Origin of the sequence: Streptomyces flaveolus, assembly GCF_000716535.1 — a bacterium.
Classification (GTDB): domain Bacteria; phylum Actinomycetota; class Actinomycetes; order Streptomycetales; family Streptomycetaceae; genus Streptomyces; species Streptomyces flaveolus_A.
The window spans coordinates 192,191-206,182 of the sequence record NZ_JNWV01000006.1 but is presented as its reverse complement, the minus strand read 5'-3'; the positions used below and the strand labels follow the sequence as shown (position 1 = coordinate 206,182).

Genomic DNA, 13,992 nt, shown 5'->3' with positions numbered 1-13,992 from the left:
ACCGGCCCGTGGTCTGGAACTCATCGACCGACATCGACGACACCTCACCGGCCCGGAACGCTCGCCATCCGCTCCCCGGTGGACGGACCATGCGCAGGAGCCGAGCTGGTCACGCCGAGGGCACTGCCCGAACCCACATCCCGTCCGGTGTCAGATACGTGTCCACCTCCAGTCCCGCTTCCCCCAGCGCCGACTCGAACTGCTCCTTCGTCAGAGGTCTGGAGAGAAACGTCTGCGTCCAGACCGCGTCCGGGAAGACATACTCGGCGTGGACCGAGTTCACCCCCTCCCCGGCCGGCTCCACCGAGGCGATCCGCACGGTGAAGCCGCTCGGGTCGACCCGCTCCCTGGGCACGTCGGTGTGATGGTTCGGGCCCTCCCGCTGGATCAGCACACAGCCGCCGTCGGCCACATGCCGGGCGCAGGTGCGCAGCAGGCCCCTGCGCACCTCCTCGTCGCCGGCGTGCACCAGGAACGACGCGAGCATCACCACGTCGAACTTCTCGCCCAGGTCGAGGTCCTCGATGGAGCTGCGTATCGTGCGCGCTCCGCGGACCCTGGCCAGCATGTCGGCGGACTCGTCCACCGCCGTCACCGTGAAGCCGCGCTCCAGCAGCGGGTGGGTCATCCGGCCGACCCCACAGCCGAGTTCCAGGATGTGCGCCCCGGCCGGTACCGCCGCGGCGATGATGTCCGGCTCCTCGCCCACCGGCAGTCGCGCGTACAACTCGACCGCGCAGCCGTCCGGGGTGATCGCACCCGGTCCCGTGCCCTCGTAGCCCTCACGCATCTCGATCCTCATGCCCGGACAACGGCCCGCCCCCGCACGCCCGTTCCCACCCTCCCCCAGTTCACCCGTTCGAGCTATGCAGTCCGGAACGGGAACCATCCGTGCCCGATGTACCAGTGGCCGCCCGCCCGCAGATGGTCCCCGACCGCCCGCTCCACGGACGTCCGGCGGGGCAGCGTGGCCACCGGCAGGTCCGGGTCCCCGAAGACGAACTGGACGGGCTCGGTGTCGGCCGGTTCGTCCTCGTCGCGGGCGATGCGGAACCGCTCCTGGAAGCGCAGGATGTTGGAGTCGGGGGGCAGATACCGCCGCAACTGCGCGTCCAGCAGCCAGGAGTGGCACAGCACCGCCACCGGCTGCTCCTCGGGGAAGTACCGGGCGAAGAACGCACGGGCCGTCGTCAGTGAGCGGTCACAGGCGGACGCGGTCAGCGGGCCGTGGAAGTCGGGGATGTGCAGGTTCAGGCAGGGCGTTCCGGGCGCCGCGTCCAGTCCGGTCCGAGCCGCCACCCGCGCGTCGCGGTCCCCGAGCCGTGCGCGCTCGAACTGCAGCCGCCCCAGCTGGTACAGCTCGCCGCGGAAGTGCCGGACCAGCCAGCGCCGCGACTGCACCCCGGCCCTGCCGTGCCGTCTGCGGTGCACGGCGAGCTGACGGCCCAGGTCGGCCAGGGTGCGCCTGGAGATCTCGGCGGGAATGCCGCGGGCCCGGTGGTACGCCTGGGTGCGCGGGAGCGCGGCGAGGAAGACGTGCACGGCGAAGGTGTCCGCCAGATCGGCCGGGGCCGAGGCGAGCAGGTCGGGCAGCACGGGCGTGCGGCCGGTGTCCTCCGGCTCGCGGAAGAGCTCCTCGACGCATTCCGCCAGGAGCCGGAGCGTGACCGGGTCACCGGTCAGCCTGCGCCACTGGGCGACGAGTTCGTTGACGTCCTCATGCGGCACGGCCAGGTCGAGGAGCAGTTCGGGCAGGTCGTCGGCGTCCGGCAGCACGGGCGGTCCCCCCTTCGGCCTCGACGGACGGCGTCACCACACCCCCTCTTCGAGGGTCCCGTCGCCTCGTCGAGTGTTGATGCACGTCGTCGTCGAAGAGTACGTTGCGCATAGGAGTGGTGATCCGATGCGTACGGGCAGTGAACCGGTGACCGCGCGCAGTGCGCTGCGGGCGCGGTTCTGGCTGAGCCTGTGGGGACTGGGCTGGGCGGTCTTCGGTACGGCGGCGTTCGCGCTGGCCGGGCGCCCGGGGTGGGCGGCGGCCTGCGGGGTGCTGTGGCTGCTGGTCACCGTCGACATGACCGTGATCCTCCGGCACATCCGGCAGGGCCCGCACTACCAGCCGGGCCGGGACGTACCCCCGTACCGGCCGCCGGAGGCACCGCCCTATCGGGAGCCGCCGAGGCACCGCCATCCGCTTCCGAGGCCACCGAGACACCGCCATCCGTAACCAGCCGACACCGGTGACCGTCTCCCCCGGCCGACCGACACCGGTCACCGCCTCCCGCGACCGCTCGGCACCGGGGCAGTGAGGGCAATGGTCGCCGCCGCGGCCACCCGACCGGTCCCCCACCGTCACGCCGTCACTCCTCGAAGCGCGCGGCCTTCAGGTACTGCGGGTTGGGGTCCAGCGCCGCGGCCAGCCGGAAGTGTCGCTTGGCCTGCTCGGGGCGGCCCTGGCGCTCGTAGGTGCGGGCCAGCGCGAAATGCGCGAACGCGTTGTCCGGCTCGCGCTCCAGCACGATGGTGAACTCGAGTTCGGCGGGACGCAGTTGCGCCGCGGCGAAGAAGGCACGGGCGCGCAGCAGCCGGGCGGCGGTGTTCTCGGGGTGCGCGGCGATGACTCCGTCGAGCAGCTTCACCGCGCCCCGCGGGTCCCGCGCGTTGAGCAGTTGCTCGGCGGCACGGAAATCGATGACATGCGTTTCCGGAGTACGTCCGGTGGAACCGCTGGTCTCGGGCACGGCAGAGTCCTTCCCTCACTCGCAAGCTTCAACGCGCCGGGCCGGACGGCTATTCCGCACCTGCATGCCGTATCGACTGTTTCGCACCTTCTATTCCGTACGGTCCGCGCCCTCCGCGCCGCCCGTCCCTTCCGCGCCGTGCGTTCCCTTCGGGGCCGCGCCGGCCTGCCGAGCCCGGCGTGCGAGGTCGTCCCAGACCTCGGCGACGCGCTTCTTCAGCGCGTCGAGGGGTACGTCGTTGTCGATCACGATGTCCGCGATCTCCAGACGCTGCTCGCGCGTCGCCTGCGCGGCCATACGCGCGCGTGCGTCCTCCTCGGTCATCCCCCGCAGCCGTACCAGCCGGTCGAGCTGGGTCTCGGGGCTGGCGTCCACGACGATCACGACGTCGTAGAGCGGGGCGAGGCCGTTCTCTGTGAGCAGGGGCACGTCGTGGACCACCACGGCGTTCGCGGCCGCGGCGCTCTCCAGCTCGCGGGACCGGGCGCCCACCAGGGGGTGCACGATCGAGTTCAGGAGGGCGAGCTTCTCGGGGTCGGCGAAGACGATGGAGCCGAGCCGGGGCCGGTCGAGGCTGCCGTCGGCGGCGAGGACGTCCGCGCCGAAGACGTCGACCACGGCCGCGAGACCGGGCGTGCCGGGCGCCACGACCTCGCGCGCGATGCGGTCCGCGTCGATCAGCACGGCCCCGTGCTGCACGAGCAGCCGCGACACCTCGCTCTTGCCGGCGCCGATCCCGCCGGTCAGGCCCACTGTCAGCATGAGCGGAAGCTTAGGCCCTGCCTCTGCCGGCGGAACCGGCAGAGGTCAGTTGTCGCCCTCGCGTTCCGCCAGGAAGCGCTCGAACTCGAGCCCGATCTCGTCGGCCGACGGGATCTCCACGGGTTCGGCGAGCATGTTGCCCCTCGTCTCGGCGCCCGCCGCGGCGTCGTACTGGTGCTCGAGGCCCTGGACCAGCGCGGTCAGTTCCTCGTCGCCCTCCTGGATCTGCCGGTCGATCTCGGTCTGCGTGCGGTGCGCGTCGGTGCGCAGCGCGTGCGCGACGCTGGGCAGGACCAGGCCGGTGGCGGCCGTGATGGCCTCCAGGACGGTCAGAGCGGCGTCCGGGTACGGCGAACGGGCGATGTAGTGCGGGACGTGCGCGGCGACGCCCAGGACGTCGTGCCCGGCTTCCATGAGACGGTATTCGAGCAGCGACTCGGCGCTGCCGGGCACCTGCGCCTCCTCGAAGGGGCTGCGGTGGCCGGGGACGAGGTCGGTGCGGTTGCCGTGCGGGGTCAGGCCCACGGGGCGGGTGTGCGGGACGCCCATGGGGATGCCGTGGAAGTTCACGGACAGGCGTACGCCGAGCCGCTCCACTATCTGCCGCACCGCCGCCGCGAACCGCTCCCACTCCACGTCGGGCTCGGGGCCGGACAGCAGCAGGAACGGGGCGCCGGTGGTGTCCTGGACGAGGCGGACCTCGATGGCCGGGGTCTCGTAGTCGCTCCAGCGGTCCCGCTTGAAGGTCAGCAGGGGCCGGCGGGCGCGGTAGTCCACGAGCCGGTCGTGGTCGAACCGGGCCACGACCTGGTGGGGCAGTGAGTCGAGCAGCCGGTCGACGATCTGGTCGCCGGTCTCGCCCGCGTCGATGTATCCGTCGAAGTGGTAGAGCATGACAAGGCCGGCCGACTCCTGGGCGAGCGCCATGTCCACCACGGCGAGGCCCTTCGGCTCCCATGCGTACAAACCCTGCGGATCAAGCACTGTGACCGCTCCTCCTCGTGTTCCCCATGGACAACGCGTCCCGGAACAGGGGAATTCCCGCGACACGCCGCTGATCAGCGATCTCCTGCGGAACACCTTGACGGCCCGTCACCTGGTCCGTACCTTCACGACAGTCGAGTTCAGCGTGCCGATCATCGTTCATGTATGCGAAAAGATGAGAAATGGCAGACGGGAAGGCACCCCATGCGCATACGCACGCCGCTCACCTCCCTGCTCGCCACCGCCCTCAGCGCCGGCGGACTGCTCCTGACCGCCACCGGCACGGCCGCGGCCGCCACCACGATCGAGGTGACGACCGCGGCCCAGCTGAAGACCGCGCTCGGTGCCGCCAGGCCCGGCGACACGATCCGCCAGACGGCGTGATCAGGAACTCCACGATCTACGACACCGGGAACGACGGCCGCGGCATGGGCGAGGGCGTCTACGTCGGCACCGCGAACACGCTGTCCGACAAGAGCGACCGCATCCAGATCCTTAACAACAGGATCGGGCCCGGGGTGGGCGGCGAGAACGTCGACATCAAGGAGGGCACGACCGGCGCCCGGATCATCGGCAACACCTTCGACGGCGGCGGCCTGACCGGCGCGAACTACGACGACTCCTGGGTGGACGTGAAGGGCAACGACGTCCTCGTCCAGGACAACACCGGCACCGCGACCAGCAACGACGGCTACCAGACGCACACCCAGCAGCCCGGCTGGGGCTGCGGCACGATCTTCGAGGGCAACACGTCGAACCTGACGACCGCCACCGGGGCGACCCGCCTGGCGATCGACGTCACCAACTTCAGCGCCGACTGCCCGACGACGGTCCACAGCGGCAACACGGTGACCGGCGGCAGGGGGCTGACCAACATCACGGTGACCCCGTGAACGCTTGAGGGGCCGCACCTCGAAAGGTGCGGCCCCTCAGCAACTACCGGCTAAGCCTCAGCGGCAGCGTTCAGCTCTGGCCACCGGCCAGCTTCTCGCGCAGCGCGGCCAGCGCCTCGTCCGAGGCCAGCGCACCGGAGGTGTCCGCGCCCTCGGAGGAGTACGAACCACCGGTCGCGGCCGGAGCCGCAGCCTCGCCACCCTCGGCCGCGGCAGCGGCGTCGGCCTCGCGGGACTTGATGACCTGCTGCTGGTGCTGCTCGAAGCGGGCCTGCGCCTCGGCGTACTGGCGCTCCCACTCCTCGCGCTGCTTCTCGTAGCCCGGCAGCCAGTCGTTGGTCTCCGGGTCGAAGCCCTCGGGGTAGATGTAGTTGCCCTGGTCGTCGTAGGACGCGGCCATGCCGTACAGGGTCGGGTCGAACTCGACCGCGGTCGGGTCGGCACCGAAGGACTCGTTGGCCTGCTTCAGCGAGAGGCTGATGCGACGACGCTCGAGGTCGATGTCGATGACCTTGACGAAGATCTCGTCGTTGACCTGGACGACCTGCTCCGGGATCTCCACGTGGCGCTCGGCCAGCTCGGAGATGTGGACCAGACCCTCGATGCCCTCGTCCACGCGGACGAACGCACCGAACGGCACCAGCTTCGTGACCTTGCCGGGCACGACCTGGCCGATCTGGTGGGTGCGGGCGAACTGCTGCCACGGGTCTTCCTGGGTCGCCTTCAGCGACAGGGAGACGCGCTCGCGGTCCATGTCGACGTCGAGGACCTCGACGGTGACCTCCTGGCCGACCTCGACGACCTCGGAGGGGTGGTCGATGTGCTTCCAGGACAGCTCGGAGACGTGGACCAGACCGTCGACGCCACCCAGGTCCACGAAGGCACCGAAGTTGACGATCGAGGAGACCACACCGGAACGGACCTGACCCTTCTGGAGGGTCGTGAGGAACGTCTGGCGGACCTCGGACTGGGTCTGCTCCAGCCAGGCACGGCGGGACAGGACCACGTTGTTGCGGTTCTTGTCCAGCTCGATGATCTTGGCCTCGAGCTCCTTGCCGACGTACGGCTGGAGGTCGCGGACGCGGCGCATCTCGACCAGGGAGGCCGGGAGGAAGCCACGGAGGCCGATGTCGAGGATGAGACCACCCTTGACGACCTCGATGACGGTACCGGTGACGATGCCGTCCTCTTCCTTGATCTTCTCGATGGTGCCCCAGGCACGCTCGTACTGGGCGCGCTTCTTCGAGAGGATCAGGCGGCCTTCCTTGTCCTCCTTCTGGAGGACCAGGGCCTCGATCTCGTCGCCGACGGCGACGACCTCGTTCGGGTCGACGTCGTGCTTGATCGAGAGTTCGCGGCTCGGGATGACACCTTCGGTCTTGTAACCGATGTCGAGCAGGACCTCGTCCCGGTCGACCTTCACGATGACGCCGTCGACGATGTCGCCGTCGTTGAAGTACTTGATCGTCTCGTCGATCGCTGCGAGGAAGGCTTCCTCGTTACCGATGTCGTTGACCGCTACCTGCGGGGTGGTGGCGGTGGTCTCGGTGCTGCTCGTCATGTGGGAAAGGGCTCCGGTACGGACATTGAAGTCGTAGGTACTGCTTACGCCGGGAGCCCGTTTCGCTCTGCAGAAGCCGGACAGCCAAGGAAGCGCCACTTTGAGCACCGGGTGCCCGGTGGCGCCTCGACAACCGAGGGGACATACATACAGATGCGAGCGCAGCCTGCTACGTCTGAGGTGCGCAGGCCCGCAGCGCAACTTGTAGCATACGGGGGCAGCCGGACAGGGTCAATGCGCGAAGGCGCACACCCGGGGCAGAACGCCGCATAACCGGCAGAAGAATCGTCCCAACAGGCCACGCGGGCCTGAGGGAACCCTTCCGCACGGACCCCCGGCGGGCTGGACGGAAGAGTACGACGAGGGAGCCGATCATCCAAGAGCCGGAAGCGCACGAGCCGGAGGGGGCCGACGGCTTCGAGCCGGAGGCCACGCGACGTGACGCCGACGTCACGGAGAGCGCGCGGGCCAACCGGGGCTGGTGGGACCGCAACGCCGACGAGTACCAGATCGAGCACGGCACGTTCCTCGGCGACGACCGCTTCGTGTGGGGCCCGGAGGGCCTGGACGAGGTGGAGGCCGAGCTGCTCGGCCCGCCGCAGGAGCTGAAGGGCAAGGCGGTCCTGGAGATCGGCGCGGGCGCGGCGCAGTGCGCGCGCTGGCTGGCCGCCCAGGGCGCGCGTCCGGTGGCCCTGGACCTCTCGCACCGCCAGTTGCAGCACGCGCTGCGGATCGGCGGGGCGTTCCCGCTGGTCTGCGCCGACGCCGGCGCGCTGCCCTTCGCGGACGCCTCCTTCGACCTGGCGTGCTCCGCGTACGGGGCGCTTCCGTTCGTGGCCGACCCCCGGCTGGTGCTGCGCGAGGTGCACCGGGTGCTGCGGCCGGGCGGTCGGTTCGTGTTCTCGGTGACGCACCCGGTCCGCTGGGCGTTCCCGGACGAGCCGGGCCCGGAGGGTCTGTCGGTGGCCTCGTCCTACTTCGACCGCACGCCGTACGTGGAGCAGGACGAGCAGGGCCGCGCGGTCTACGTGGAGCACCACCGGACGCTCGGCGACCGGGTGCGGGACATCGTGGCCTCCGGGTTCCGGCTGGTGGACCTGGTGGAGCCGGAGTGGCCGGCCTGGAACACCTCCGAGTGGGGCGGCTGGTCGCCGCTGCGCGGGAACCTGATCCCTGGCACGGCGATCTTCGTGTGCGAGCGGGACTGACCACCGCGCGGGAACGGCCGCGTCCGGCCGTCGCTTCCCGCACGCGTCCTCCACGCGCGCGGGGAGCGCGCGTGACGCACGCGCGCGTGAAAGACATCCGGGGCTGCGTACGACACTAGGGGCGTGATCCGTTACGACGCCCTGGACGCCCTTCCCGTGCGTGGCGCCCTTCCCGCCCTGACCGAGGCCCTGGACGGGCACGGCACCGCCGTCCTGGTGGCGCCGCCCGGCACCGGCAAGACGACGCTGGTGCCGCTGGTGCTGGCGGGGCTGGTCGGCGGCGGTCCCGCGCGGCGGGTCGTGGTGGCCGAGCCGCGGCGGATCGCGGCGCGGGCGGCGGCGCGGCGCATGGCGTGGCTGCTGGGCGAGCAGCCGGGCGGGAGCGTCGGCTTCACGGTGCGCGGCGAGCGGTCCGTGGGCCGGCACACGCGCGTGGAGGTCGTGACGACCGGTGTCCTGCTGCAGCGGCTCCAGCGTGACCAGGAGCTGGCGGGGGTGGACGTCGTCGTCCTCGACGAGTGCCACGAGCGGCATCTGGACGCCGACACGGTGGCCGCGTTCCTGTGGGACGTGCGGCAGGCGCTGCGGCCGGAACTGCGGCTGGTGGCCGCGTCGGCGACCACGGACGCCGAGGGGTGGGCGCGGCTGCTCGGCGGGGCGCCGGTGGTCGAGGCGGCGGGCGCGGCGCATCCGGTGGAGGCCGTGTGGGCTCCCCCGGCACGTCCGGTACGGCCGCCGCACGGGATGCGGGTGGATCCTGCGCTGCTGGCCCATGTGGCGTCGGTGGTGCGGCGGGCGCTGGCCGAGCGGGCCGGGGACGTGCTGTGTTTCCTGCCCGGTGTCGGCGAGATCGCGCGCGTGGCGGGCCTGCTGGGGGATCCCGGTGACGTGGACGTGCTCCAGGTGCACGGGCGGGCGCCGGCCGCCGTGCAGGACGCGGTGCTGGCGCCCGGTGCGCGGCGCCGGGTGGTGCTGGCGACGTCCGTGGCCGAGTCGTCGCTGACCGTACCCGGGGTGCGGGTGGTGGTCGACTCCGGGCTGGCGCGGGAGCCCCGGGTGGATCACGCGCGCGGGCTGAGCGGGCTGACGACCGTACGGGCTTCCCGGGCGGCCGGGCGGCAGCGGGCGGGGCGGGCCGGTCGTGAGGCACCGGGTGCGGTGTACCGCTGCTGGACGGAGGCCGAGGACGGCCGTCTGCCGGCGTTTCCGGCGCCGGAGATCAAGGTGGCCGACCTGACGGCGTTCGCCCTTCAGGCGGCCTGCTGGGGCGATCCGGACGCCTCCGGGCTGGCGTTGCTGGATCCGCCGCCGGGCGGGGCGATGGCGGCGGCGCGTGAGGTGCTGGCGGCCGTGGGAGCGGTGGACTCCGTCGGGCGGGCCACGGAGGTCGGGGTGCGGTTGGCCCGGCTGGGGGTGCATCCCCGGCTGGGGCGGGCGCTGCTCGACACCTCCGGTGCGGGGGCCCCGGTCGTCGCGTTGCTCTCCGAGGAGGTGCCGCGGGAGTACGGCGATGACCTCGCGGGTGCGTTGCGGCGGGCCCGGGGCGGGGGTGACGCGTACGCGGGGCGGTGGGCCGCGGAGGTACGGCGGCTGCGGTCGGTCTCCACGGAGTTCCCCCACGCACCCGCCCGTGACCGTCGGTCCCAAGGGAACGTCGCGGCGGCGACAGACACCGGGGTCAGGAAGCAGGACCGCACGGCCCAGGGGCGGGTGGCCGGTTCTTCGCCTGCTGCGCATCCGGTCGGGGCGGGTGGTCCGGCCGGTGCCGGTGACGGTGACGACAAGCTCGTCGGGCTCGTCGCCGCGCTCGCCTTCCCCGAGCGGGTCGCCAGGCTGGACGGTGGGTCGTATCTCATGGCGTCCGGGACCCGGGCCGAGCCGGCCGAGGGGTCCGCGTTGCGGGGTGCTCCCTGGATCGTCGTGGCCGTCGCCGACCGGCCCTCCGGGAAGGGCCACGCGCGCGTGCTGCTCGGAGCGGCCGTGGACGAGGACGTGGCACGGGCCGCCGCCGGCGCGCTTCTGACGGAGGGGGACGAGGTGCACTGGGCCGACGGGGACGTCGTGGCCCGGCGTGTCGAACGGCTAGGGGCGATCGAGCTGGCGGTACGGCCCTTGAAGGACGCCGATCCGGACCTCGTACGCGGCGCCCTCCTCGAAGGGCTCCGGCAGGACGGGCTCGGGCTGCTCCGCTGGTCGCCGGAGGCGGAGGTGCTACGGCAGCGGCTGGCGTTCCTGCGGGCGCACCTGGGTGAGCCATGGCCGGACGTGTCCGACGCGGCGCTGCACGCGCGCGTGGACGAGTGGCTGGAACCCGAGCTGAGCAGGGCCCGGCGGCGGGCCGATCTCGCCCGGATCGACGCCGGACAGGCGCTGGCGCGGCTGCTGCCCTGGGCGAGCGGCGAGGCCGCACGGCTGGACGAGCTCGCGCCCGAGCGGATCGCGGTACCGAGTGGGTCCAGGATCCGGATCGACTACCGGGATCCCGAACGGCCGGTCCTCGCCGTCAAGCTCCAGGAGATGTTCGGGCTGCGGGAGACACCGGCGGTGGCGGGCGTGCCGCTGCTCGTGCACCTGCTCTCGCCCGCCGGGCGGCCCGCCGCCGTCACGGCCGACCTGGCCTCCTTCTGGGCGGACGGTTACCGGGCGGTCCGGGCGGAGCTGCGCGGCCGGTATCCCAAGCATCCGTGGCCGGAGGACCCGGCGAGCGCCGAGCCCACGCGGCACACCAACGCGCGGCTCAGGCGCTGACCGGTTCGGGCTCTTCCGTGGGCGTGGGCGCGGGGTCCCGCGGGCGGCGGGCGCGGGCCTCCAGCCAGAGGGAGAGCGCGAGGAGCAGCAGGCCGAGGCCGAGGGAGCCCCAGGGGACGTACGAGGTGAGGGCCAGGACGAGGGTGCGGTTGTGCCGGACCAGGGCGACCGTGTGGTCGATGTAGTCCTCGCGCATCTTCACGTGCCCGGCGAACGCGGTGACCTTGGCGCGACCGCCGAGCAGGGTGCCGCCGCGCAGTTCCTCCTGGTGGATCTCCTCGCCGTAGACGGGTGCGCCGGTGACGGGTTCGACCCAGAATCTGCGGACCGTGGTGTACCAGCGGGTGGTGCCGGTCCTGGCGACCGATTCCGGGGTGATGCCCCGCACGGGCATGGTCTTCGGCATGGGGACCTTGGTCCAGGGGACGGTCTGCTCGAAGTAGTAGACCGTCAGGCCGCGGAAGGTCCGGGTGCCCCGGTAGTGGATGGGGTTGGTGGTGCGGGTCTGCGCGTCGAAGTACTCGTAGTCCCGTTTCTGTGTCAGGAAGGGCCATTTGAACTCGATGCCCTCGCGCTTCACCGGGTCGCCGTCGACCATCTCGCCGGTGGCGTGCACAGGGTCTTGGCTGTGGGCGTCGAAGACGTACCGTTCGGGCACCTTGGAGACCATCTTGCCGTCCGGGCCCTGGACGTAGGACAGGCTGTCCCAGACGACGACCGGCCGCCCCGCCGTCCTCCCGATCTTCTTCGCGGCCTCCACGTCGCCCTTGAGGGTCTGCACGATGGTGACCTTGGGGACCTTCTTCGCGCGCATGGTGCCGTAGTCGAGGAGGGTGGCGTTCCGGGCCTCCAGGACCATGTCCTGGTACTGGCCGGCGGGGACCCGGGCCACGCGCGGGAAGGCGTACCAGCGCAACAGCGGGGCCAGTGCCGCGCAGAACACGGCGCAGGCGAGCAGGACCAGGCTTGCCTTGCGGCGCATTCCGGCCTCCCTTCCGGGCGGGCGTGGCTACGGGTGCGCGGGCACCGTCGTCAGCAGCGGCTTGGGGGACGTCCGGCCCGACTGCGGGCCCAGCGCGCTGATCGCGAGGGCCAGGGCGAACGCGAGGGCGAGGCCGGTCGCCGCGGCGATCAGGGCGCGCATGCGGGGCCTCCCGTCGGCGGTCGGTGGCCTGACTGGACCCCACCGGACTCTGATGGGTCGTCAGGTCCGGCACCGTAGCAACGGGAGGGCGAGATGAGAACAGCGGTGACCGCACGAAGAAGGGCGCCCGCCCGCCGGAGTGGGTCGGGCGCCCTGTGCGCCGCTGTGCGTCAGGAGGAGGACGCGCTCGGGTCCGGGCTCGCCGACGAGTCGGCGGCGGCGACCTTCAGTTCGACCGTGAGCGTGGCGCCGCCCGTGGTGGTGATGCGGAGCAGGAACGTGCCGGTGGTGTCGTCGGCGTACAGCTTCGGCAGCGTGAGCAGGCCCTTGCCGTCCGTCTGGAGGCCGGTGAGGGTGCGTACGGCCTTGCCGTCGGCGTCCTTGAAGTAGGGACCCTTGTCGTTCTCCGTCGCGTCGTCCGCCGACTTGACCAGTGTGGCGGTGGCCACGACCTTGTCCGCGACGGCGCCCTTGTAGGTCGCCTTCACCTGGACCTGGTCGGCGAACTCGCCGTCCGGCGCGCAGCTCAGCGGGGTGTCGCTCGTGCGGGCCAGGGCGTCGGCGGCACGCGCGGTGACGGTCGCCGCGAAATCGACGCCCTTGACCGAGCGGCCCACGACGGCTGCGGTGACCTTGAAGTCGCCGGTCTTCTCGCCGGCCTGGAGCGCCGGGGCGAGCGCGATGCCCTTGGCGTCGGTGGCGACCGTGGCCACGGACTCGCCGCCGGCGAAGGTGGCGTCGGTGTCACCGGTGATGGTGAACCGGATCCGGACCTTGGCGACGGACTTGCCGACCTTGGTCTCGGCGCGGACGCTGACCGGCTCGGCGAAGGCGTCACCGGCCATGGCCGTGAGCTTTCCGGTGCCCACACCCACCAGGTGGTCGACCAGGTCGGTGGGCGTCTGGGGGTCCGTCGGCGGCGCGGGCGGCGTCGGCGGGGCGGGAGGCGTCGGCGGGGCGGGAGGCGTCGGCTTGGGGCCGGAGTTCTCGTTCCCGCTGTGATCGCCCCCGCCGTTGCCGGGCTTGTGCGGCTTCGGGTGCGGCTTGTCGCTCGGCGGGGCGGAGGGCTTCGGGGAAGTGGTGTGGCCGGAGTTGTCGTCGCTGCGGTGCTCGGGGACGCCGCCGGTGCCGTCCGGGATCGAGTGGCTGCCCTTGCGGTAGTACTCCAGCCAGTTCAGGACCAGGTTGAGGTAGTCCTGCGAGTTGTTGTAGCTGAGGATCGCGCTGTGCAGGCCGCTCTCGGTGGACATGTCCCAGCCGTTGCGGCACAGGTAGTGGCCCGCGGCGAGGGCGGCGTCGTAGACGTTGTTGGGGTCCTTCTTGCCGTCCCCGTTGCCGTCGCGGCCCGCCCAGGCCCACGTGGACGGGATGAACTGCATGGGGCCGACGGCCTGGTCGTAGGTGCTGTTGCCGTCGAACGCACCGTCGTCGGTGTCCGGGATGAGCGCGAAGCCGTTGCCGTCGAGCTGCGGTCCCAGGATCCGGCCCACGGTGGTGCCGTCGGCGTCGACCTGGCCGCCGCGGGCGTGCCCCGACTCCACCTTGCCGATGGCGGCGAGCAGTTGCCAGGGCAGGTTGCAGCCGGGCTTGGCGGAGCGCAGTTCCGCCTCGGCCTTCTTGTAGGCGTCGAGGACCGTCGCCGGTATGCCCGCCTCGGCCTCCCCGCGGGAGACCGGGGTGCCGGCGCTCGACGAGGGGCTGGGGTTGGGACTCTTCAGCGGCGGCAGGTCCGTGTAGTACGGCGAGTTGCCGGTGGCGTTGCCGTCGGCGGGATCGTCCGCGGTGGGGGCGCTGGCGCCGGCCGCCGCCTGTCTGCCGTTGTCCTCGCTGGTCACTCCCGGAGCCTGGGACGCGGAGAGAGCCGCTACCGCTGCCGCGGCCACGGCGGTGGTCGCCGCTCCCTTGCGCAGCCGCCTGCCGATGTGCGCCGCCATAGAGTGAACCCCTCCCG

At 72.0% G+C, this 13,992-nt stretch carries 12 protein-coding genes and 1 pseudogene; 4 read left to right on the top strand and 9 right to left on the bottom strand.

The window, feature by feature from the left end:
- Window positions 1-109 precede the first annotated feature (109 nt).
- Window positions 110-790, bottom strand: coding sequence for a class I SAM-dependent methyltransferase (locus tag OO52_RS07500; RefSeq protein WP_030642237.1), 681 nt, complete (start codon window positions 788-790; stop codon window positions 110-112).
- Window positions 791-864: 74 nt separating this feature from the next.
- On the bottom strand, window positions 865-1,776 hold the full coding sequence (locus OO52_RS07495; RefSeq protein WP_030642235.1) for an acyltransferase domain-containing protein: 912 nt from the start codon (window positions 1,774-1,776) through the stop codon (window positions 865-867).
- Between the two features lie 127 nt (window positions 1,777-1,903).
- Here OO52_RS07495 and OO52_RS07490 point away from each other — a divergent pair, with 127 nt between their 5' ends.
- Window positions 1,904-2,227 (top strand): DUF6343 family protein, encoded by a 324-nt coding sequence (locus OO52_RS07490; protein ID WP_051818274.1) that lies wholly within the window; start codon window positions 1,904-1,906, stop codon window positions 2,225-2,227.
- Between the two features lie 133 nt (window positions 2,228-2,360).
- On the opposite strand, the gene OO52_RS07485 is transcribed toward OO52_RS07490, so the two are convergent.
- From OO52_RS07485 to OO52_RS07475, 3 genes are all read right to left on the bottom strand, one after another.
- The gene (locus OO52_RS07485; protein WP_030642231.1) at window positions 2,361-2,741 is read right to left on the bottom strand and encodes a tetratricopeptide repeat protein; all 381 of its coding nucleotides are present in this window, start codon (window positions 2,739-2,741) and stop codon (window positions 2,361-2,363) included.
- Window positions 2,742-2,831: 90 nt separating this feature from the next.
- Window positions 2,832-3,503 carry a dephospho-CoA kinase gene (gene coaE / locus OO52_RS07480; protein ID WP_051818272.1) on the bottom strand — a complete coding sequence of 224 codons (672 nt, stop codon included), beginning with the start codon at window positions 3,501-3,503 and terminating at the stop codon, window positions 2,832-2,834.
- A gap of 45 nt (window positions 3,504-3,548) precedes the next feature.
- Window positions 3,549-4,487, bottom strand: a complete 939-nt coding sequence (locus OO52_RS07475) for a PAC2 family protein (RefSeq protein WP_030642228.1) — start codon at window positions 4,485-4,487, stop codon at window positions 3,549-3,551.
- A gap of 204 nt (window positions 4,488-4,691) precedes the next feature.
- On the opposite strand from OO52_RS07475, the pseudogene OO52_RS07470 reads away from it, so the two are divergent.
- Window positions 4,692-5,380, top strand: a pseudogene (locus tag OO52_RS07470) (hypothetical protein).
- Between the two features lie 70 nt (window positions 5,381-5,450).
- Here OO52_RS07470 and rpsA read toward each other — a convergent pair.
- Window positions 5,451-6,941 (bottom strand): 30S ribosomal protein S1, encoded by a 1,491-nt coding sequence (rpsA, locus tag OO52_RS07465; protein WP_030642226.1) that lies wholly within the window; start codon window positions 6,939-6,941, stop codon window positions 5,451-5,453.
- 371 nt (window positions 6,942-7,312) lie between these two features.
- On the opposite strand from rpsA, the gene OO52_RS07460 reads away from it, so the two are divergent.
- Together OO52_RS07460 and hrpB are read left to right on the top strand one after the other, a co-directional pair.
- Window positions 7,313-8,149: a class I SAM-dependent methyltransferase gene (locus OO52_RS07460; RefSeq protein WP_030642224.1), complete on the top strand. Its 837-nt coding sequence runs from the start codon at window positions 7,313-7,315 to the stop codon at window positions 8,147-8,149.
- 123 nt (window positions 8,150-8,272) lie between these two features.
- Window positions 8,273-10,897 (top strand): ATP-dependent helicase HrpB, encoded by a 2,625-nt coding sequence (gene hrpB, locus OO52_RS07455; RefSeq protein ID WP_030642222.1) that lies wholly within the window; start codon window positions 8,273-8,275, stop codon window positions 10,895-10,897.
- On the opposite strand, the gene OO52_RS07450 is transcribed toward hrpB, so the two are convergent.
- The 3 genes from OO52_RS07450 to OO52_RS07445 all read right to left on the bottom strand — a co-directional run bounded on the left by OO52_RS07450 (window position 10,887) and on the right by OO52_RS07445 (window position 13,975).
- Window positions 10,887-11,879, bottom strand: a complete 993-nt coding sequence (locus tag OO52_RS07450; protein WP_030642219.1) for a DUF3068 domain-containing protein — start codon at window positions 11,877-11,879, stop codon at window positions 10,887-10,889. The genes hrpB and OO52_RS07450 overlap by 11 nt on opposite strands.
- 27 nt (window positions 11,880-11,906) lie before the next feature.
- A complete protein-coding gene (locus OO52_RS49490; RefSeq protein WP_106971951.1) occupies window positions 11,907-12,041 on the bottom strand; it encodes an SPW_0924 family protein in 135 nt (44 codons plus the stop codon).
- A gap of 170 nt (window positions 12,042-12,211) precedes the next feature.
- Entirely contained in the window at window positions 12,212-13,975 is a 1,764-nt protein-coding gene (locus tag OO52_RS07445; RefSeq protein ID WP_030642216.1) for a lytic transglycosylase domain-containing protein, read from the bottom strand.
- Window positions 13,976-13,992: the final 17 nt, after the last annotated feature.

Excerpts from the sequence above, each read along its gene's own strand:
- OO52_RS07500 (WP_030642237.1), bottom strand. The coding sequence starts at position 790 with ATGCGTGAGGGCTACGAGGGCACGGGACCGGGTGCGATCACCCCGGAC.
- OO52_RS07490 (WP_051818274.1), top strand. The coding sequence starts at position 1,904 with ATGCGTACGGGCAGTGAACCGGTGACCGCGCGCAGTGCGCTGCGGGCG.
- coaE (WP_051818272.1), bottom strand. The coding sequence starts at position 3,503 with ATGCTGACAGTGGGCCTGACCGGCGGGATCGGCGCCGGCAAGAGCGAG.
- rpsA (WP_030642226.1), bottom strand. The coding sequence starts at position 6,941 with ATGACGAGCAGCACCGAGACCACCGCCACCACCCCGCAGGTAGCGGTC.
- OO52_RS07450 (WP_030642219.1), bottom strand. The coding sequence starts at position 11,879 with ATGCGCCGCAAGGCAAGCCTGGTCCTGCTCGCCTGCGCCGTGTTCTGC.
- OO52_RS49490 (WP_106971951.1), bottom strand. The coding sequence starts at position 12,041 with ATGCGCGCCCTGATCGCCGCGGCGACCGGCCTCGCCCTCGCGTTCGCC.
- OO52_RS07445 (WP_030642216.1), bottom strand. The coding sequence starts at position 13,975 with ATGGCGGCGCACATCGGCAGGCGGCTGCGCAAGGGAGCGGCGACCACC.